Raw genomic sequence first — 21411 nt, 5'->3', positions numbered from 1 at the left:
GATTGAAGAGGTTTTTTTGTACCCGGAGCCGGAGTCGAACCGGCACGGTTTCCCACAGGTGTTTGAGACCAGCGCGTCTACCAATTCCGCCATCCGGGCTTAGCAGACGAAAAAACAATCAATAAATCGATTATTTTAACGCAATAGAATAGGTAATTATGAGGTCATAACTGTGCCTATTCCTTTAACACGGTGCAAATGTAAAAAATAAAATTAAATGTGCTACTAAAAATACTTAAATTTTTCCTTTCAGTGTCCAATAAATTTTCTAAATTTGCACCTCGTTAAAACGAAACACACACAACTAACTACACCCGAGGCAATTATACCTTTCAGGCTGGAAAGAAATTTCTAAGCAAAATTGTATAGCGTGCAGCGGAGCAAAAACAAAACATTATAATGTCGCACCTAGAACCTGAAGCTAAAATTTTTGCTTGTTCACAAAGTGTCTATCTTGCAGAAAAAATTGCGGAACAATACGGAATTCCGCTTGGTAAAGTAACGATGTCAACGTATAGTGATGGAGAATTTCAGCCATCTTACGAAGAGTCAATAAGAGGATTACGCGTTTTTATCGTGTGCTCAACTTTTCCAACTGCTGATAATTTGATGGAATTGTTATTGATGATTGATGCTGCAAAACGCGCATCGGCAAGACATATTACAGCGGTTATGCCTTATTTTGGTTGGGCAAGACAGGATAGAAAAGACAAACCAAGAGTTCCGATTGGAGCTAAGTTAGTAGCTAATTTATTAGATGCTGCCGGAGCAACAAGAGTAATGACAATGGATTTGCATGCAGATCAAATACAAGGTTTTTTCGAGAAACCAGTAGATCATTTATTTGCATCTACCATCTTTTTACCATACGTAGAAAGTTTAGGATTAGAAAATTTAACTATTGCATCTCCGGATATGGGAGGTTCAAAAAGAGCCTATGCTTACTCTAAGTTTTTAGAATCAGATGTAGTAATCTGTTACAAACAAAGAAAAGCAGCCAACGTTATCGACACCATGGAATTGATTGGTGAAGTAAAAGGTCGAAACGTAATATTAGTAGATGACATGATCGATACGGGCGGAACATTGGCAAAAGCTGCCGATTTAATGATCGAAAAAGGAGCATTAAGCGTTAGAGCAATTTGTACACACGCCATTTTATCAGGTGGAGCCTACGAAAAAATTGAAAACTCAAAATTAAGCGAATTAATCGTTACCGATTCTATTCCTTTAAAGAGACATTCAGACAAAATAAGAGTAGTGAGTTGTGCACCTCTTTTTGCCGAAGTTATGCACATGGTGCACCACAACAATTCCATCAGTGGAAAGTTTATAATGTAGTCATTGCGAGGAACGAAGCAATCTCACTACAATAAAGATTAGAATATTATTTAATAACTATATTTTTTTACAATGAAATCGATTACAATTAAAGGATCAGAAAGAGAAAGCGTGGGCAAAGTGTCAACTAAAGCCTTACGTAATGCTGGAGCGGTTCCTTGCGTGTTATACGGAGGAAATCAGGCAGTACATTTCTCAGCGGACGCTGCGGCATTCAAAAACTTGGTTTACACTCCAAACGCTCACACAGTTGTGATCGAACTTGGAAAAGGAAAATCATTCAATGCAATTTTGCAGGACATTCAGGTGCACCCGGTATCTGACAAAATTTTACACATTGACTTCTTTCAATTATTTGATGATAAAGAAATCACTATGGAAGTTCCTGTAAAAATCGTTGGTACATCAAAAGGTGTTCTTGCTGGAGGTGTTTTACGTTTGAACACTCGTAAATTAAAAGTGAAAGCTTTACCTAAAAATCTTCCTGATTTTGTTGAGGCTGACATCACTCCACTTGAAATGGGTAACAAATTATACGTTACTAAAGTTGGTGCTCCAGAATACAAAGTTATGCACCCGGACAACACAGTTGTTGCTCAGGTAAGAATCTCTCGTGCTGCTATGAAAGCTGCTCAAGAGGCTGCAAAAGCTGCAAAAGCTCCTGCAAAAGGAAAGAAAAAATAATTTTTTTCAATCGCAATACAAAAGCATCAATCGCAAGATTGGTGCTTTTTTTTTTGGCTTGAAGTTGGGGGTTTGAAGCTGGGAGCTGGGAGCAGGAAGTTTGAAGCTTTAAGCTTGAAGTTTTTGGAATTTGGAATTTTAGATTTGGAATTTTGAGGTTTTTGGAATTTGGAATTTGAATAATTGGAATTTTAAAATTTAAAATCAGGAGCAGAACCAAAGTTTTTCAGTAGCAACACTCGTCCTGCCGCCATTCGCTAAATCTTTTCCTGGCTAAAGAAGCCAGAAAAAGGATACCGCTGCTGTCAGGGCTATAAAGAAACCCCTGTAATCCTAATTGCTTTTAGCTTAGGAGTACAGGTTTTATTTATGTAAAATGAAAACCTGAGGACAATTATTAAAGAGTAGATAAAAGGAGTATTTTGGCTCCTGCAAGGTTTTCGAAACCTTGTAGGTGTTGTTATATGTATGCCCAAAAGACCTACAAGGTTTCGAAAACCTTGCAGGAAAATATAAAACATTGATAAGCAAACTTTAGGTTTACAAATCAAATTCGTCTTCAATAGTTAAAGAGTCCACCGGTACTGCTAAGGTATCCTGTATTTTAATACGTAATAAAGAACGCGCATTTCCCGAAACATAAACCGGCGATTGAAAAACTGTATCTTCAGAAATTAAAACACCACGACGCAACATTAGATTACTTAAGAATTTTTGATTCTTTATGGCGTAGTCTTTCAAGTTGCCCTGATCGTTAAACTGGTACATGAATTTTCGTGGTTTCGGAATAATCGTTGCCAGGAACAAACATTCATTCAAACTCAAATCAGCAGGACTTTTCTGGAAATAAAACTGACTCGCTTCGCCAATTCCATACACATTTGGTCCCCATTCGATAATATTAAAATAAACTTCCAGCATTCTTTCTTTACTTACCACCCGATTGTTTTCCAGAATATAAACCAGTAAAATTTCTTCCAGCTTACGCGAAAGTGTTTTGTCGCGGGTCAAAAAAACGTTCTTAATCAATTGCATACTAATCGTACTCGCACCACGTGAGAATTTTTTGGTTCGAATGTTTTTCAGAATCGATTGTTTAAACGCTTCATTGATAAAACCACGATGCGAGAAGAACGAAGGGTCTTCAGTCGTTAAAACACATTTGCGTAAATAAGGCGAAATTTGGTCTAAAGGAGTGTAATTTGGATTCGCATTTCCAACCAAAACGGGTCTTTGCAGCACATTTTGAATAATGGCGCGATAAACAAATTCACCATTTAGTTTATTTAGATTTGCCTCGCCATACTTCGTGATTTTCAGGTTTTCTTTATTGAGTTTGCTGTCGAAAACCAAAGTGTTGGGTTTGTTTTTATTGAATTTGAAATCTAATTTATAATTAAAATTCCCTGTCGCTTCCATTCCCTGAAAATGTGTAAACAAACCGTCAGGCAGCGAAACAATAAAATCCTGCGCCTTCATTTTCGGAATGTCAACTTTCATCGTATAAACCGTATCAGACTCTGTGTTGTATGACAGATACGGACGTACTTTTATTTTGTTCAGCTGCATGGTCGAACTGCTGTCAATCGAGATAAAATCGTCGCCTAATAAAAAGCGGTAATCAAAACGCGCATTTTTAATCACTACGTCTTTGGTTGCAATTTTAGGATGATTGATTTTTAAATTAGCAATAGAAGTAAAGCCGTCTATGTGCAATTCGCTTCCGTCTTTGTCTATGTTTTCCACATTCAGCCGGATCGAATCGAAGCTGGCTTTCAAATTATATCTCTGGTCAAGATACGGAACCCGAATGGCGCCGGTATCCAGATTAAAAAAACGAATATCAGCTTTTTTGTTTCTCGGATCGGCAAAACCTTTTATGTTCCAGCGCTGATCAAAATTTTTGCTCTGAACATGAAGACTGGTTTCAAGCTGTTTGTTGTTTAAAACGAGTTTATTTATCGCAATGGAGGCTTTTTTACCATTATCGTCAATCTTAAAAGTTAGATTTTCCAGTTTCATATCGGTCGGAACCAGATTCAGTAACTTCGAAATGATACGATAAGCAAAAGTGGCGTATTTTCTTTTTTCATTGCTTTCGGTTTCTACATCGTCTTTTTTAAGAAAAGCATCAAAGTTGCGAACTTTTCCTTTTTTGACCAATTGTACAAAACCATTGTCGATTTTTAACGTCCCAATTTGCACATCGCCAATCAACAAATTACTTAAACTGATGCTGGTTTCTATCTTCTTGATATTAAAAAGCGTGTCTGCGTTTTTAGGAACTAACACTACGTCGGTCAATTTTATGCCTGATAAACCATCAAACGAAGCCGATTTTATAGAGAAAGTACTATTATAATCCGTATTCATTTTATAAGTGACTTTCGCGATAGCCTGTTTTAAAAGCGAATCACGGAAAAAGTAAAATCCTAAAAAAAGCACAACTAATACCAGGGCAAGTATTTTGAGTGCTTTGATTATTTTTTGTTTTGGAAAATTCATAAAGCAGGTTTTATAAATAATGTGGTATTACAATTAAGTTGTTTGTAAAGTTTGCCATAATAAAATCCAGTTTATCAAGCTTAATGATTCTAAATTTTTTAATGGTAAAAAAAAATCATCCAAAAAGAATACTCGCCACATCTTCGATTTTAGCAACTAATTCTATTTTGATTCCGGTATTTTTTAATGCAATTTTGTTGTATTTAGACACAAAGATAGTACTGAATCCCAGTTTTTCGGCTTCCTGAATACGCTGGTCAACACGGTTTACAGGACGAATTTCGCCTGACAAACCTACTTCGCCTGCAAAACAAAAGCCTTTGGTTACAGGGATATCCTCATTCGATGATAAAATGGCAGCAACAACTGCTAAGTCAATTGCGGGATCATCAACTGAAATTCCTCCGGTAACATTCAGAAAAACATCTTTTGCACCCAATCGAAATCCGGCGCGTTTTTCTAAAACAGCCAGAATCATATTCAATCGTTTGGCGTTATATCCAGTTGTGCTTCGTTGTGGCGTTCCGTAAACTGCCGTACTTACCAGCGATTGTATTTCGATCATCAACGGACGCATACCTTCCATAGTGGTAGCAATAGCAGTTCCGGACATTTCTTCGTCTTTGTGCGAAATCAATATTTCTGACGGATTCGAAACTTCTCGCAGGCCACTTCCTAACATTTCGTAAATTCCAAGTTCAGCAGTAGAGCCAAAACGGTTTTTTAGCGAACGTAAAATTCGATACACATGATTTCTGTCGCCTTCAAACTGTAGAACGGTGTCGACCATGTGTTCCAGTATTTTTGGCCCGGCAATGTTTCCGTCTTTGGTAATATGACCAATCAAAATAACCGGAATATTGGTTTCTTTTGCAAATTTGATCAACTCCGCAGTGGTTTCCCGAATCTGAGAAATACTTCCGGCTGTCGATTCGATATAATCGGTATGCAAAGTCTGAATCGAGTCGATAATGACAATTTCAGGCTGGATAGCTTCAATTTGTTTAAAGATATTTTGCGTTTTGGTTTCGGTCAAAATATAACAATTGTCGCTGTTGGGCGTGATTCTTTCAGCACGCATTTTTATTTGTTTCTGACTTTCCTCGCCCGAAACATAAAGTGTTTTATAAGGTAATTTTAAAGAAATCTGGAGCAAAAGTGTACTTTTCCCAATTCCGGGTTCTCCGCCCAAAAGCGTCAAGGATCCGGGAACGATTCCGCCACCCAGAACACGATTCAGTTCGCCATCAGTGGTATCCATTCGGATCTCCTGTGTCGAATCGATTTCATTAATTTTTAAAGGTCTGGGTGCTTTTCCCGAAGGAGTTGGTTCGCTTTTCCAGGCCACTTTTTCCTGCTTCTGAATGATTTCTTCGGCAATAGTATTCCATTCTTTGCAGGCATTACATTGTCCTTGCCATTTGGCGTATTGGGTGCCGCAATTCTGGCAAAAAAAGGAAGTTTTAACTTTAGACATTATTTAGTTTGTTTGGCAAGGGTATTCATTTCATCTATTTTATCATACATCATATCCTTGTTCAAATCGCCAATAGGCTCCATTTGAGAGGCATTTTGATATTTTTTCGAAGCTCTTTTAGGGTCTCCCATTTTTTCATACATCAAACCAATTTCATATTCGCCTAACATTGCTTTGGGATAAGTTACATTTGCTATCTCGGCCATTTTGCCCAATTCGTCGTAGGCTTTGTTTTTTAAAATTAAATTTTCGATAACTTTAAAATCACTCATTCGGAACGGAACATCAAACCCAAGATTTTTAGACATAGTAGCATATTTATTTTCCAGATAATCAGCATAACCAGACTGAAGAACGACAATTTTATTGTTGTATTCTTCTGAGTTTATCGGTCTGTAGGATTCGAAAATTTGATACAAAGCACTCGGAATAGCATGCAATACCTGTGTGTAATGTGTAGTGTTTTTAAACAAGTCATATTTGTAGCTTACTAACGGATTGTTTGCGATTTTAATATTACTGTCTAATTTTTCTATGGGTTCTTTAATTTTCTTGATATCACCGTCAGCAACAGAAAGATAATAAAAAAAAGGCTCTTTTACTGCGGCTAGTTTTTCAGGAATTCTAACTTCCATTTTAGTGGGAAGTACAGGGCTAAAAGCAATGTAGGCGTTAAATAGCGGATTGTCTTTACAAAGGAAAAAATTAATAAATCCTGCTGTCACATCATGTCCTGCAATGATTCTAAAAGGAGCTGTTCTATATTTTTTTTCGATATGCGGAACTAATTCTGCGCCTATAAATTCAAAAAACTTGGCGCCTTTTTCGAATGGCACTCCATCTATGGCGTCATAAGTAGAGTCGTCTTCGCGTTCGTCGTTTTTGTTCTGATGAATCCCGATGATGATCATTTCCGGTAAATCATCCCAGTAAGTCCCGTAATTTACAGCACCTAAAAACGGATCGAACAAATAATCGCCATCCAGTAAATACAAAACAGGATATTTTTTATTAGGATTTGCTTCGTAAGATGCCGGAAGTCCAATGGTTATTCTTCTTTCTTCTCCAAGTTTTTCAGATTGAATATTGTCGAATTTTTTCTGCGCAAATACCGAAACCGATAGTAAGGCAAGGAGTAGGTAAACTTTTTTCATGATTTGTGGCATTTCAGAGAATTATATTTATTAAAATAATGTAGCAATATAATACTTTATTTGCTTTTTTTAAAAGATTGAAATTTTAAAAAACAATGAAATTTTTGACAAAAAAAATCTGGTTTGTTCAAACATAAATTTGACAAATCAGATTTTTTTATAAATGTAATGAAGATTTTATGTTAACGAATTATCATTTTCATTAGGGAAGACAATCCAGGGTTTGAAGGTTTTTGCTTCTTCAAAATCCAGGGTTGCATAGGAGATAATGATAATAATATCGTCTTTCTGAACTTTTCTGGCTGCAGGCCCGTTCAGGGTAATTTCTCCTGAATCTTTTTGACCTTTAATAGCGTAGGTTTCAAAACGTTCCCCATTATTAATGTTTACAATAGATACTTTTTCGCCTTCAATAATGTTTGAAGCCTCCAGTAGAGTTTCGTCAATAGTAATACTGCCAATATAATTCAAATCGGCTCCAGTTACTTTTACACGATGTATTTTTGATTTTATAACTTGAATTTGCATGGTGCAAAGGTAAATTAATTTAATGAAATGGTGTCAATCAACCTTATAGAATTAACAAATACGGCTATAAATGCACGGTATTTTTTGTCTTTACTTTTATCTTCTATAGGTAATAATGTCGATTCGTCAGCGATGACAAAATATTCAAGTTCGAACATTTCGTTGTCTTTGAAAGAATTTTCTACAAAAAAAATGGTTTCCTCCGGAGTTCCTTTTTTGAAAATTTCTCTGGCTTCAGTAAGGGTTTTGTATATAATAGATGCTTTTTTTCTTTCCTCAGTAGTCAGGCGTTCGTTTCTGGAACTCATCGCCAGTTCGTTATCTTCTCTAAAAATAGGACAGCCTACCACATTTACGGGCAAGTTGTTTTTTTCGACCATTTTTTTAACAATTTGCAGCTGCTGAAAATCCTTTTCACCAAAATAAGCATTCGTAGGTGTTACAATTTCGAAGAGTCTTTTTACAATAGTACCCACTCCGTTAAAATGTCCGGGTCTGAATTTTCCTTCCATTTGGTTTTCCAAACCGTCAAAATCAAAATCCTGTGAAACGGTATGTCCTTCGTAAATATCATCTACAGAAGGTGCATACAAGATGATTTTGTCGCTTAAAGTGCGCATCTTTTTTACATCTTCGTCAAGGGTTCGAGGGTATTTTTCTAAATCCTCGGGGTTGTTAAACTGTGTTGGATTTACAAAAATACTCACGACAGTATCGTCATTTTCTTTAATTGAGCGTTGCATTAAAGCCAGATGACCTTGGTGTAAAGCACCCATTGTTGGCACAAACCCAACAGTTGAATTTGCGGTTTTGATAGTTTTCAAATAAGCTATCAGGGCTACTTTACCGTAGAAAATATGCATGAGGGTATTATTAAAATTTAGTGCAAACATAATATATTAGTTAATAACTGCATAAATTTTTGTAATTTTGCAACGTTTTTATTACCAAAAATTAAGTAAATTACTATTATGAAAGATAAGAGGATATTATACGTATCATCTGAAGTCGTGCCTTATTTGGCTGAAAATGAAGTTTCTTTGATGTCTTATGACGTTCCTAAAATGATCAATGATCAGGGTGGACAAATAAGAATTTTCATGCCAAGATACGGAAATATTAACGAAAGAAGACATCAATTACACGAAGTAATCAGACTTTCAGGGATGAATTTGGTAGTGAATGACTTAGATATGCCATTGATTATCAAAGTAGCTTCGATTCCCAAAGAAAGAATTCAGGTTTATTTTATTGATAATGATGAATATTTTAAGAGAAAAGCAACTTTTGCAGACGAAGAGGGGGTTTTATATCCTGACAATGATGAAAGAGCAATATTTTTTGCAAAAGGTGTGGTTGAAACAGTAAAAAAACTGAACTGGGTTCCAGATATTATTCATGTTCACGGATGGTTAGCTGCTATGTTGCCAATTTATATGAAGCATTACTATAAAAACGAAGCTTTATTTTCAGAAACTAAGATTGTAACCTCTGTTTACGGGCAATCTTTTGATGAGAATTTAGATTTAGAAATGATCAATAAAGTAAAATTTGATGGTGTTCCTCATGAGTCAATAGCAGATTTAGAGACGCCTAATTACGAAAATGTTTTAAAAGCCAGCATATTACATTCTGATGCCGTGATCATTGCTTCAGAAAATGTGTCTTCAAGTTTAACAAAATTTATAGAATCTTCAGGAAAACCTTTTTTACCTTTCGCCACGAAAGATGCATTCGCCGAGGCGTATACAAATTTCTACAAAAGTATGGGTCTTTAAATTTTAACATTATTATTAAACATGTATAATACTTCTTTTTTTAAGAAAATTCTATTACTAGCAGCGGTTGTTTTTTTGTATTCTTGTGACAAAGACTTTAATGCCATTGGCGACGATATAATTGGCGATAATCATTTTGATCTGGATTCGATAAGTTATAAAGTAAATGTATACAACCAAGAGGTTACTCCTGTTGCAACCAACAATTTAGCGGTAAATCAATTAGGGATTTTTAGAAGTCCGGTTTTCGGAACTACAACGGCTAATTTTGCCACTCAGGTTACACTTGCAGATTATAATGTTGTTTTTGGTAAAAATATTGTGATTGATAGTGTTAAGCTTGCAGTTCCTTATTTCGTTAAAGGTAAAACACTTAATTCAAATGGAAGCTCAACTTATGTACTCGATTCTATTTCAGGTTCAAAGTTAGGTAAATTAAATTTGGGTCTATATGAGTCAGGGGTTCTGATGGATAATCTAACAGTTGATAATGGTACCGGAGCAATTGGTTCAAGATTATTTTATTCTGATCAGAATGATTTTTTTGACAGTTCAAAAAAAGAACAACTAAATGATACAACTCGTGTTTTGGAAAGTAAAGAATTCTTTTTTGATGCTAAAGAAGTAATCGAAACAACTGAAGATGCAACTACTAAAGTAAAAACGAATAAACTGATCGCGCCACAAATGGTGATGCGATTGAAGCCTGGTTTTTTCATGACTAAAATTTTTAATGCTCCAGCTGGAAAATTAGCCAATGCAAATGTTTTTCAGGATTATTTCAGAGGATTATACTTTAAGGTAGGTAACTCCGGAAGTTCTCGTACAAATATGAATACGATTGATTTTTCAAAAGGAACAATCACCATACATTATAAAGAAGATCTGGTAACAACAGTTGATGGTGTTTCGACTACAACAAAAACTCCAAAAACGTTTGTAATCAACCTAAAAGGAAATACAGTTAACCTGCTAAAAGACGAAAAAGCTGCCTCTTATAATACTGCAGTCTCAAATCCTAATACTACTACTGGAGACGAACGATTGTTTCTAAAAGGTGGACAAGGTGCTGTAGCAGTTGTAGAACTTAAGGATTTTGAATCTAAATTACAGGAGATTAGAGATAATAAATGGTTGATTAACGAAGCCAATTTGGTTTTTTATATTGATTCGGGAGAGATGAACAAGCCAGAATCACCAGAAGATAATGAGACTAAATTATCTGAACCTTATAGGGTTTATGTATATGATTTTACAAACAACAAAGCAATATTAGATTATAATGATTCATCTCCAAGTGCAAATACTGATCCTAAAGGAGCAAGAGTAGTATATGATGGATTACTAAAGAAAGAAAATGGAAGAGGAGCTTACTATAAAGTAAGGATTACCAACCATATTATTAACATTATCAAAGGAACTAATGTTGCTAATGTTAAATTAGGTGTATCGGTAACAGAGAACATCAACCTTTCAACATCAAATATGCTGAATAAGGAAAAAATGATACCTAATACACTTATAAAACAAGTACCTACAGCATCTGTAATGAGTCCATTAGGGACTGTTATTTATGGAGTAGGAGCTGAAGTTGAAGAAGCTAAAAAATTAAAACTTCAGATTTATTACACGAAACCAAATTAATAAATATATGTGTGGAATTGTTGGATATATCGGACATCGAGAGGCGTATCCTATTGTAATAAAAGGATTAAAACGACTCGAATATAGAGGTTATGACAGCGCTGGTGTCATGTTATATGATAACGCAGAAGCAGTTATTAAAGTTTGTAAAACCAAAGGTAAAGTTTTAGACCTTGAAGCAAAAGCAAAGGAAAACTTTGCCACAAACGGAACCATAGGAATAGGACATACACGTTGGGCAACTCATGGTGTGCCAAATGATGTAAATTCACATCCACATCTTTCTAATTCTGGTGAATTAGCGATTATTCACAACGGAATTATCGAAAACTACGCACCGCTTAAAGAAGAATTAATAAAAAGAGGATACACTTTTAAATCAGATACCGATACTGAAGTATTAGTAAATCTGATTGAAGAGGTTCAGAAAAAAGAAAACATAAAACTGGGCAAAGCTGTTCAGATAGCCTTAAATCAGGTTGTCGGAGCCTATGCAATCGCAGTTTTTGACAAAAAAAACCCAAACGAAATTGTAGCGGCACGATTAGGTAGCCCGTTAGCAATAGGGGTAGGGGAAGGCGAATATTTCATCGCTTCTGATGCATCACCTTTTATCGAATATACTTCGAATGCAATTTATCTGGAAGATGGCGAAATGGCAAACATAAGATTGCACAAGCCACTTAAAGTTCGTAAAATAAAAGATGACTCTTTAGTCGATCCTTATATTCAGGAACTTCAAATGAATTTGGAGCAAATCGAAAAAGGCGGTTACGATCACTTCATGCTAAAAGAAATCTACGAGCAGCCTAGCGTAATCAAAGATACTTACAGAGGAAGATTGAATGCGAACCTGGGCATCGTTCAAATGGCTGGTGTTGAGGATAACATCGAGAAATTCTTAAACGCAAAACGTATTCTAATCGTTGCCTGCGGAACTTCATGGCATGCAGGATTGGTAGCAGAATATATTTTTGAAGAGTTTACCCGTATTCCGGTTGAAGTAGAATATGCTTCAGAGTTCAGATACAGAAACCCAATTATCAATAAAGACGATGTGGTAATTGCTATTTCCCAATCAGGAGAAACGGCAGATACTATGGCGGCTATCAAATTAGCTAAAGAAAACGGAGCCTTTGTTTTTGGAGTTTGTAACGTAGTAGGTTCTTCTATTTCAAGAGAAAGTCATGCAGGTGCTTACACACACGCAGGACCTGAAATTGGGGTAGCTTCAACAAAAGCGTTCACTACTCAGATTACAGTTTTAACCATGATTGCATTGCGATTAGGGAAAGCCAAAGGAACCTTGTCAAATACCGATTTTCATACCTACTTACAAGAGCTTGAAATCATTCCTGAAAAAGTAAAAGAAGCTTTAGAAACGAATGATAGAGCCAAAGAAATTGCTGCTGCTTTCAAAGATGCACCAAACTGTTTGTACTTAGGTCGTGGTTATAACTTCCCGGTTGCCTTAGAAGGAGCTTTAAAGCTAAAAGAGATCTCGTACATTCATGCCGAAGGATATCCTGCAGCAGAAATGAAACACGGTCCTATTGCGCTTATCGATGAGCACATGCCGGTAATTGTTATTGCGCCTAAACAAGGTCATTACGACAAAATCGTAAGTAACATTCAGGAGATCAAATCACGTAGCGGAAAAATTATTGCCGTGGTAACAAAAGGAGATACACAGGTTCGCGAATTAGCCGATTATGTAATCGAAATTCCGGAAACATCAGATGCGTTATCACCGCTAATTACTACAATACCATTGCAATTGCTGTCGTATCATATCGCAGTAATGCGTGGTTGCAACGTAGATCAGCCTCGTAACTTAGCAAAATCAGTTACAGTAGAATAAGGTTAAAAATTTAAAATTTATATAAAAAGCGAGACGAAAGTCTCGCTTTTTTTTGTTTCCGCGGTTCAGCAAAATGATTGTTTAATCCCCATAATACCGTAGGCCCAACCCTTGCGGTTGCGCCACGCTGATAATAGTCTCCCGAAGTTTTACGTTAAGTTTATATTGATTTACATTCACAAAATAAGTTTCTATGAAAATAACTTTTTGAAGTCAGAGACTTTATGAGGTTTATGTATTTCAATTATATTTGTTTAAAAATGACGCAAAAGTCAGAGATAATTGCAGTGTGATAATGCATCAACAGTAATGTTAATGTAAAACTTATAAAGATTACCATTTCAATGAAAGTATCTATAAAAAAAATCAGAATAATAGCGTACGCATCACTAGTAATAATATGGATTTTTATTCTTAGTAATGTTTTTTTTGATATAAATTTTTTACCAGAACCAATCGGAGCATTTTGTTTGGTTGTGTGTTTTATCACTCTTTTAATCTCAATAGTTTTTAGATTTAAGAGTAAATAAAACAAACACGCCCACGAGTCTTATGAAAAACCGATCTATCGGATATACGATAAATTTTTCGCGTACGATACTGTGGAATTTGCAATCTGTGCCCGCAACGCTAAGCGACAATACAAAAGTTACAACCTAAAAAATTGTAGCTTTTTTGTATATTTAAAACCGAGTGATAGATTTACATATTAATTGTGGAAATTAAATGCTCTAACTTTTTAATGAGTTTTTACTATGAAAATCAGCTGTATTGTATTATTGCTTTTCTTTTGTTTAAGTTGCAAAAAGGATGTAAGGCCAAACGCCATGAGTTTAATTCCCGATGAAATGAATTTCATTCCAGGCAAGAGCATGAAAATAAAAAACGTATCGACTTTTAAAGACGATAATGTTTGTATTGGTAGTTATGCAATCAAGAATGACACTGTTGTTTCACAATATGAAATGCAATTAAAGTATTCGTTAATAGTAATAAAGCTTAAAAATGTTTCTAAAAATTGTTCATTCAATCATCATCAATCAGCTAATTATTCCACACCAGGTTATTTTTCAATTGTTAACGAGGGACTATACGAAGTTAATTTAAGCCCGGAAGTATTTAACGATGACTATAAAATTAATAGTATTGATTTCTTTTCGGATAGTAAGATAAACTATCAGGTAAATAATGACACTATTAAAAGCTTTGATCTGAATTTTAATAAATATACAATCAAAATTAATAATCAGGATACCAAGCTAATCTACAGTAAAGTAGAATATTATGGCTTAAAAAACTTAAATGCAAATGTTTTGTTTTATAAAATCGAAGATGAAACATATGTTTATATTATGACGCCTTTGAAAAAAAATATTCTTTTAGATAAAAATATATTGTATGACCAAATTTTTGGATAAAATGTCCTAAGTGATCGTGGTATTGTTACAAACAAATTCTAATAATTGATTATGAATAAAGAAAAATTATTAATTTGGTTTTATATCTTAACATATGTGTCATTGTTTTTATTGTATGTTTTTGAAAGAGATGCTTTTTTTGGAAATCAGAATGATAAAATTACTGAGTTATTGCAGACGAAACGATTGTGGGTGTTCTATGTTTATTTACAGCCAGTTTGGTTGTATATAATGCGGAAAATTTTAAGAAATTATGGAGTTTTTTTACTGGCATTGATTAATGTTTTTTTATCATTTATACTTTTAATGTAATAGAAAAAAAACAATCACTCGGATATGCAGTATTGATCCCCGATCTCTCGGATATGCGCAAAGATATCCGTCACCCAAAAAACAATCTCCCTCAATAAGTTACCCTAAAACACCATTGCAAAAACCACGACCCAAAAGCAGTTTTAATAAAAAGCTAAATCATTAAAAATCAATTACAACCATTCAGGATGCCTTGTTATGCACGACATTGCTACTTCATAATTAAAACACAAATACCCTAACGGTATGTTAAAAAAACAAGATTTAGGTCTTGCTTTTTTTTATTATCATATTTTTTTTCTAAACCCTCTATTTTTAAGAAATTGTCAGTTTTTTGGCAAAAAATTATATGTACGCATACTATTATACTATGCGTGCCGATATTCTTTGTTATTAATTTAATAAAATGATATGCTGAATACTTAAAATACTAACGAAAAAGATAGTAATAATGAATTTTTTTTAACGTTTTTTTATTAATATTAAAAATATTTGTTATTTTGGTATCCTAAACTAACAAAAACAACCCTAATGAAAGTGTATTTACTCATTCTGTCATTGTTTTTCTGTGGCATTTCTTTCGCTCAGAATACAATTACTGGTTCGGTTACTGACAGTAAAAACGAATCTATTCCTGGTGCCAATATTATCGTAGTAGGCGATCAAAGCGGAGCCTCTGCTGATTTTGACGGATCTTTCACCCTTAAAACAGACGTTAAACCGCCTTTTACAATAAAAGTTTCGGCTGTAGGGTATCAATCTAAAACCATCAATGTTACTTCGGCTTCTCAAAAAATCAGTGTCGTATTATCTGATGAAGAAAATAAATTAGATGAAATCGTTGTCTCGGCATCCAGAACACCGGAAAGGGTTATTGAGTCTCCGGTTACCATCGAAAGAATGGGGATTCAGGAAATTAGAAACACTACGGCTCCCACTTTTTATGACGGATTAGAAAACTTAAAAGAGGTGCACTTTAATACGAGTAGTATCTCCTTTAAATCAATCAATACACGTGGTTTCGCCTCTGTAGCCAATACCCGTTTTATGCAATTGGTTGACGGAATGGACAATTCATCTCCGGCTTTAAACTTTGTATTGGGTAATTTAATTGGGGTTTCGGATATTGATGTGGCCAATGTAGAGCTTTTACCTGGTGCTTCATCTGCATTATACGGAGCTAATGCCTTCAACGGAATCTTGTTTATGAACAGTAAAAGTCCTTTTACTAATGAAGGAATCAGTACTTATTTTAAATACGGTCAGACCAATCAGGATGCTGCAGGGACAAATGATTATGTAGATTTTGGTTTGAGAGCAGCAAAAGCTTTCACGAAACATTTTGCCATGAAAGCCAACTTTACTTTTACCCGTGCTACCGAATGGATTGCGGCTGATCAGAGAAGTATGACTGGAGGGTCAGTAGGACATGCTAACAATCAAAACTACGACGGACTTAACTTATATGGTGATGAGGTTACGACCTTTATATCAAATGTAGGTCAGGTAAGCAGAACCGGATATCGTGAACAAGACTTAACAGATAATAAAGTAAAAAACATAAAAGGAGATTTCTCTTTTCATTTCAAACCATGGGCAAATGATACTGAAATTATCGCACAATATAAAGTAGGTTTGGGAAGCACAATCTATCAGGGAGCAAACAGATATGCTTTGAAAGATTTTATCATGCAACAAGGAAAAATCGAAGTAAAAGGTAAAAACTTTTTCGCAAGAGTGTATGCTACCACTGAAGATGCAGGAAATTCATACGATATGCGTTTCGCGGCCTGGAACGTAAACAGAGCAGCAAAATCAGATACAGAATGGTTTACAAATTATGCAACGGCTTACCAGCTTTCAGGAGCGGTTATGGGTACCAATGCTACAGAGTCTGCTGCTATTGCAAGAAATTATGCAGACTACAACAAACTACCGGCTGCTTTAGTACCGCTGCCTCAATTTGCAACTGCACCAACAGGAAAGCCAAGATTTGAACCAGGTTCGGCACAATTCAACCAGGCTCTTGCAAAGGTAGTTGCGAATCCTGACCTAACTCAGGGAGCTAAATTTATAGATCAGTCTAAGTTATATCATTCAGATGTAAATTATAACTTTAAGGACATGGTTGACTTTGCAGAAATTCAGGTGGGTGGTTCATGGAGAAAATACATCATGAACTCTGACGGAACAATCTTTACAGATTACGACGGACCTATAGATTATAAAGAATATGGTGCTTATACACAATTGACGAAAAAATTGCTGGATGACAGACTTAAATTTACAGGTTCTGTACGTTATGATAAGAGTCAAAACTTCGACGGAAATCTTTCTCCAAGACTTTCGTTAGTATATTCAGCAGGAGAATCTAAAAGACATAATTTTAGAGTATCGTATCAAACAGGTTTCCGTAACCCAACCACACAAGATCAATACATCGGTCTGGATTTAGGGCCTTTTGCTTTAATTGGTTCAGCTGAAGAAAACTTAGATCGTTTTCAGGAAACACAACCAGTAAGCCCTGCGGGTCAGGCTTTACCTGGAAATGGTGCTACAGTTAATTTATCAGGACGTAATGCTTATGAAAACGCATATACTGTTGCTTCAGTTCAGGCATTTGGAGCTTCAGGAAATACAGCTGATCTTCAGGTAGCAAACATAGGACTGGTAAAACCAGAAGAAGTACAGGCTTTTGAGGTTGGATACCGTTCGGTTGTGCAAAATGATTTATCAATAGATATCAATGCGTATTATAATATCTACAATGATTTCATGAATACGGCAAGAGTAATATCTCCTTATTACGGAACAGCAGGTACAGATTCTACAGATCCTGCAGTACAGTTAAGTTATGCTGCTTTAGCTTTGGGAGACAGAAGAGTGTATCAGGTTTATACCAATACGACAGCCGAAATTTCGTCATTAGGATTTGGAGTAGGACTGTCTAAAAAAGTATATAAAGATTTCGAACTAGGGGTTAACTATAATTACGCTCAATTCGATTTTGATCAATCAGAAGATCCTAGCTTTATTGCAGGTTTTAATACACCAAAACACAGAATTAAAGGGTCTATCGGAAATTCTAATGTTACTAAAAATTTAGGATTTAATCTGAATGTTAGATGGAATACCGAATACTTATGGCAATCTTCTTTTGGAGATGGTATGATTCCGGAGAATACAGTTTTAGATGCACAGGTAAACTATGCTTTTCCAAAATTAAAATCGGTTCTTAAAGTAGGAGCAACAAATCTTTTCGGAAAAGATTATTTACAAGTAATTGGAGCGGGAGCTATTGGTCAGCAATGGTTTGCTTCTTGGACAATTAATCCTTAATAAAAAAGAAAAATCAAAAAGGTTCTTCTATTAAGATGAATGAAAAAGAAGTATTAAAATATTAAATTAAAAAATCATGATAAAAAATATAAAATGGCTATTATTGGTCTCTTTAACCTTTATAGCGTGCAACAATGATGATGACAGCTCAACAGAAGCTGAAGTTCCAGTAGTTCCCGGATCGGCTGTGTTTACAAAATATGTAGCACTTGGAGATTCGTTTGCAGCAGGATATAGTGATGGAGCACTTTTCAAAAGAGGACAGGAAGGAGCATATCCTAACATCCTTGCACAGCAATTTGTTGCTGCAGGAGGAGGAACTTTTACGACTCCATTTGCAAATGACAATATTGGAGGTTTGTTGTTAGGGGGAAATGTAATTGCAGGAACACGTTTGTATTTTAACGGTACAGGTCCGGTTGCTGTTGCAGAAGCTCCAACAACAGAGGTAGGTGTTCATCTTACAGGAGCATTTAATAATTTAGGTATTCCAGGGGCAAAAAGTTATCATTTGGTTGCTCCGGGTTACGGAAACATTGCAGGTGTAGCAACAGGAGCAGCAAATCCTTATTTTGCCAGATTTTCCAGCGCACCTTCAACAACGGTTATAGCCGATGCGGTAACGCAGGCTCCAACTTTCTTCTCTTTGTTTATAGGAGGAAATGATGTTTTAGGATACGCTACTTCTGGAGGTATCGGGAAAGATCAGACCGGAAATATGAACCCAGCAACTTACGGAACCAATGATATTACAGATCCTACTGTTTTTGCAAGTGTTTACTCGGCATTAGTTACGAATCTAACAGCTAATGGAGCAAAAGGAGTAGTGGCTAATTTACCTTATATTACCGCGTTGCCTTACTTTACAACAGTGCCTTTTAATCCGGTTCCTTTAACTGAAGCAGCTGCTACACAGCTGAATGCTGGATACGCAGCTTATAATGGTGGCTTGCAGGCAATGGTAGCCAATCAATTGCTTAGTGTAGAAGAAGCTGCCAAAAGAAAAGTAACATTCAAAGCAGGAGCTAATGCTGTAGTAATTGTAGATAGCTATCTGACTAATCTTGGAGATTATGGAGTTCCTTCTTACAGACAGGCAACAAAAGAGGATTTGTTAGTTTTGACTTCAAGAACCTTTATCGGTACTCCTGTTGGAGGAGATCCTACAAAAGTAAATGGAGTTTCGGTACCATTAGCAGATAATTGGGTTTTGACTAAAGAGGAAGTTGCCGAAGTAAAAAAAGCAACAGACGCATACAATGTAACAATCGAGTCAATTGCTAAAGACAAAGGACTTGCATTTGTTGATACAAGAAAAGTATTAACACAATTAGCAAGCGGAGGAATTAAGTTTGGAAATTATACAATGTCTTCGACTTATGTTACAGGAGGCGCTTTTTCGTTAGATGGTGTTCATCCAAGCGCAAGAGGATATGCTTTGATTGCTAATATTTTTATAGATGCCATAAATGTAAAATACGAATCGACTTTGAGACCTGTTGATTTGGGTGCCTATCCAATTCAATATCCAAAGACATTACCATAATGCCAATTTTTTTTAGTAAAAAGCCACTCGTTTTTTGAATGTAGTGGCTTTTTTTTATTCGTGTAAAAATTACCATTTTAACTATTTGAAGCCTGACTTTTAGGAATCAAACAAATTGGTAGTATTTTTTATAAAAAAAATATTGATTTTATATTTTAAAAAATTATCTTTGCGCTCTGAAAAAAGAGGTATTTTCGATAAACCTAAATAGCTATTTAATAAATACATAAGTAATGTCAAAAGTAATAGGAAAAGTTGCTCAAATCATTGGACCAGTAGTTGACGTAGTTTTCAACGGAAAAGATGTTGAACTTCCAAAAATTTATGATTCATTAGAAATCACAAAAAAAGACGGAACACTATTAGTTCTAGAAGTACAATCTCACATTGGTGAAAACACTGTTCGTACCATTTCTATGGACTCTACAGATGGTTTGTCAAGAGGATATGAAGTAGTTGGAACTGGTAATCCAATCCAAATGCCAATCGGTCCAGATGTATATGGTCGTTTATTTAATGTTGTTGGAGATGCAATTGATGGTTTAGGAGAATTACCTAAAACAGGAGAAAACGGTTTGCCTATTCACAGACAAGCGCCTAAATTTGAAGATTTATCAACTTCATCAGAAGTTTTATTCACAGGTATTAAAGTAATCGATTTGATTGAGCCTTACGCAAAAGGTGGTAAAATTGGATTGTTCGGTGGTGCTGGTGTTGGTAAAACAGTATTGATTCAGGAGTTGATCAACAATATCGCAAAAGGTCACGGTGGACTTTCTGTATTCGCAGGAGTAGGAGAAAGAACACGTGAAGGAAATGACTTGCTTCGTGAGATGTTAGAGTCAGGAATTATTAAATACGGTGATGATTTCATGCACTCTATGGAAAATGGAGGATGGGATTTATCTAAAGTAGATATGCCAGGAATGAGAGAGTCTAAAGCTACTTTCGTTTTCGGACAAATGAATGAGCCACCTGGAGCTCGTGCACGTGTGGCACTTTCAGGATTATCTATCGCTGAGTATTTCCGTGATGGAGCTGGAACTGACCAAGGAAAAGATGTATTATTCTTCGTAGATAACATCTTCCGTTTTACACAAGCGGGTTCTGAGGTATCAGCACTTTTAGGACGTATGCCTTCTGCAGTAGGATATCAACCAACTTTGGCAACAGAGATGGGAGCTATGCAAGAGCGTATTACCTCTACAAACAAAGGATCTATTACATCTGTACAGGCGGTTTACGTTCCTGCGGATGACTTAACGGATCCGGCGCCAGCAACAACGTTTGCTCACTTAGATGCAACAACTGTATTGTCTCGTAAAATTGCTGAGCTAGGTATTTATCCAGCGGTTGACCCGTTAGATTCTACTTCAAGAATTTTGACTCCTCAAATCTTAGGAAATGAGCACTACGACTGCGCACAAAGAGTAAAAGAGATTCTTCAGAAATACAAACAATTGCAGGATATTATCGCAATCTTAGGTATGGAAGAATTATCTGAAGAAGATAAACTTTCTGTATCAAGAGCACGTCGTGTACAACGTTTCTTATCTCAGCCTTTCCACGTAGCGGAGCAATTTACAGGTATTCCTGGAGTTTTGGTTGATATTAAAGATACTATCAAAGGATTCAACATGATTATTGATGGTGAGTTAGATCACCTTCCAGAATCAGCTTTCAACTTAAAAGGATCTATTCAGGATGCTATCGAAGCTGGAGAGAAAATGTTGGCTGAAGCATAATCAAGCGTAGCTTGATAAACAACAAAAAATAAAAATTCCAAATTCCAAGATTGGGATTTGGAATTTTATAATTTGGAAT

At 35.6% G+C, this 21411-nt stretch carries 14 protein-coding genes and 1 tRNA gene; 9 read left to right on the top strand and 6 right to left on the bottom strand.

All coding sequences use genetic code 11. The features are described 5' to 3' along the window. Positions 1-19 precede the first annotated feature (19 nt). Positions 20-99: transfer RNA gene (locus GON26_RS04690), tRNA-Leu, on the bottom strand. Positions 100-399: 300 nt separating this feature from the next. Between GON26_RS04690 and GON26_RS04685 the strand changes: the two genes are divergently transcribed. Both GON26_RS04685 and GON26_RS04680 read left to right on the top strand, forming a co-directional pair. After that, the gene (locus GON26_RS04685) at positions 400-1341 is read left to right on the top strand and encodes a ribose-phosphate pyrophosphokinase (RefSeq protein WP_031454016.1); all 942 of its coding nucleotides are present in this window, start codon (positions 400-402) and stop codon (positions 1339-1341) included. Between the two features lie 72 nt (positions 1342-1413). Next, a complete protein-coding gene (locus GON26_RS04680; RefSeq protein WP_160373568.1) occupies positions 1414-2025 on the top strand; it encodes a 50S ribosomal protein L25/general stress protein Ctc in 612 nt (203 codons plus the stop codon). 540 nt (positions 2026-2565) lie between these two features. On the opposite strand, the gene GON26_RS04675 is transcribed toward GON26_RS04680, so the two are convergent. From GON26_RS04675 to panC, 5 genes are all read right to left on the bottom strand, one after another. Continuing rightward, positions 2566-4530, bottom strand: coding sequence for a transglycosylase domain-containing protein (locus GON26_RS04675; RefSeq protein WP_160373567.1), 1965 nt, complete (start codon positions 4528-4530; stop codon positions 2566-2568). A 115-nt stretch (positions 4531-4645) separates the two neighbouring features. Next, a complete protein-coding gene (gene radA, locus GON26_RS04670; RefSeq protein WP_160373566.1) occupies positions 4646-6007 on the bottom strand; it encodes a DNA repair protein RadA in 1362 nt (453 codons plus the stop codon). Then, the gene (locus GON26_RS04665) at positions 6007-7161 is read right to left on the bottom strand and encodes an alpha/beta hydrolase (protein ID WP_160373565.1); all 1155 of its coding nucleotides are present in this window, start codon (positions 7159-7161) and stop codon (positions 6007-6009) included. Before GON26_RS04665 ends, radA begins: the two co-directional genes overlap by 1 nt. A 177-nt stretch (positions 7162-7338) precedes the next feature. Then, complete coding sequence (panD, locus tag GON26_RS04660; protein WP_160373564.1) at positions 7339-7689, bottom strand: aspartate 1-decarboxylase; 351 nt, start codon at positions 7687-7689, stop codon at positions 7339-7341. A gap of 14 nt (positions 7690-7703) precedes the next feature. After that, a complete protein-coding gene (panC, locus tag GON26_RS04655) occupies positions 7704-8582 on the bottom strand; it encodes a pantoate--beta-alanine ligase (protein ID WP_160373563.1) in 879 nt (292 codons plus the stop codon). A 78-nt stretch (positions 8583-8660) separates the two neighbouring features. Here panC and GON26_RS04650 point away from each other — a divergent pair, with 78 nt between their 5' ends. The 7 genes from GON26_RS04650 to atpD all read left to right on the top strand — a co-directional run bounded on the left by GON26_RS04650 (position 8661) and on the right by atpD (position 21332). Then, positions 8661-9467, top strand: coding sequence for a glycogen/starch synthase (locus GON26_RS04650; protein WP_160373562.1), 807 nt, complete (start codon positions 8661-8663; stop codon positions 9465-9467). A 21-nt stretch (positions 9468-9488) separates the two neighbouring features. After that, positions 9489-11111: a DUF4270 domain-containing protein gene (locus GON26_RS04645; protein ID WP_160373561.1), complete on the top strand. Its 1623-nt coding sequence runs from the start codon at positions 9489-9491 to the stop codon at positions 11109-11111. Positions 11112-11118: 7 nt separating this feature from the next. Then, complete coding sequence (glmS, locus tag GON26_RS04640; RefSeq protein WP_160373560.1) at positions 11119-12972, top strand: glutamine--fructose-6-phosphate transaminase (isomerizing); 1854 nt, start codon at positions 11119-11121, stop codon at positions 12970-12972. An 827-nt stretch (positions 12973-13799) separates the two neighbouring features. After that, entirely contained in the window at positions 13800-14390 is a 591-nt protein-coding gene (locus tag GON26_RS04635) for a hypothetical protein (protein ID WP_160373559.1), read from the top strand. 843 nt (positions 14391-15233) lie between these two features. Next, a complete protein-coding gene (locus GON26_RS04630; protein WP_160373558.1) occupies positions 15234-18041 on the top strand; it encodes a carboxypeptidase-like regulatory domain-containing protein in 2808 nt (935 codons plus the stop codon). Positions 18042-18117: 76 nt separating this feature from the next. Next, on the top strand, positions 18118-19587 hold the full coding sequence (locus GON26_RS04625; RefSeq protein WP_160373557.1) for an SGNH/GDSL hydrolase family protein: 1470 nt from the start codon (positions 18118-18120) through the stop codon (positions 19585-19587). 233 nt (positions 19588-19820) lie between these two features. Beyond that, complete coding sequence (atpD, locus tag GON26_RS04620; RefSeq protein WP_160373556.1) at positions 19821-21332, top strand: F0F1 ATP synthase subunit beta; 1512 nt, start codon at positions 19821-19823, stop codon at positions 21330-21332. Positions 21333-21411: the final 79 nt, after the last annotated feature.

Origin of the sequence: Flavobacterium hydrocarbonoxydans (assembly GCF_009789235.1) — a bacterium.
Taxonomy (GTDB): Bacteria; Bacteroidota; Bacteroidia; order Flavobacteriales; family Flavobacteriaceae; genus Flavobacterium; species Flavobacterium hydrocarbonoxydans.
Note: the sequence above shows the minus strand (reverse complement) of the source record. Positions and strands in the feature narration are given on the sequence as shown.

Excerpts from the sequence above, each read along its gene's own strand:
- GON26_RS04630 (WP_160373558.1), top strand. The coding sequence starts at position 15,234 with ATGAAAGTGTATTTACTCATTCTGTCATTGTTTTTCTGTGGCATTTCT.
- GON26_RS04625 (WP_160373557.1), top strand. The coding sequence starts at position 18,118 with ATGATAAAAAATATAAAATGGCTATTATTGGTCTCTTTAACCTTTATA.
- panC (WP_160373563.1), bottom strand. The coding sequence starts at position 8,582 with ATGTTTGCACTAAATTTTAATAATACCCTCATGCATATTTTCTACGGT.
- panD (WP_160373564.1), bottom strand. The coding sequence starts at position 7,689 with ATGCAAATTCAAGTTATAAAATCAAAAATACATCGTGTAAAAGTAACT.
- GON26_RS04675 (WP_160373567.1), bottom strand. The coding sequence starts at position 4,530 with ATGAATTTTCCAAAACAAAAAATAATCAAAGCACTCAAAATACTTGCC.
- radA (WP_160373566.1), bottom strand. The coding sequence starts at position 6,007 with ATGTCTAAAGTTAAAACTTCCTTTTTTTGCCAGAATTGCGGCACCCAA.
- GON26_RS04635 (WP_160373559.1), top strand. The coding sequence starts at position 13,800 with ATGAGTTTAATTCCCGATGAAATGAATTTCATTCCAGGCAAGAGCATG.
- GON26_RS04665 (WP_160373565.1), bottom strand. The coding sequence starts at position 7,161 with ATGAAAAAAGTTTACCTACTCCTTGCCTTACTATCGGTTTCGGTATTT.
- GON26_RS04650 (WP_160373562.1), top strand. The coding sequence starts at position 8,661 with ATGAAAGATAAGAGGATATTATACGTATCATCTGAAGTCGTGCCTTAT.
- glmS (WP_160373560.1), top strand. The coding sequence starts at position 11,119 with ATGTGTGGAATTGTTGGATATATCGGACATCGAGAGGCGTATCCTATT.
- GON26_RS04685 (WP_031454016.1), top strand. The coding sequence starts at position 400 with ATGTCGCACCTAGAACCTGAAGCTAAAATTTTTGCTTGTTCACAAAGT.
- GON26_RS04680 (WP_160373568.1), top strand. The coding sequence starts at position 1,414 with ATGAAATCGATTACAATTAAAGGATCAGAAAGAGAAAGCGTGGGCAAA.
- atpD (WP_160373556.1), top strand. The coding sequence starts at position 19,821 with ATGTCAAAAGTAATAGGAAAAGTTGCTCAAATCATTGGACCAGTAGTT.
- GON26_RS04645 (WP_160373561.1), top strand. The coding sequence starts at position 9,489 with ATGTATAATACTTCTTTTTTTAAGAAAATTCTATTACTAGCAGCGGTT.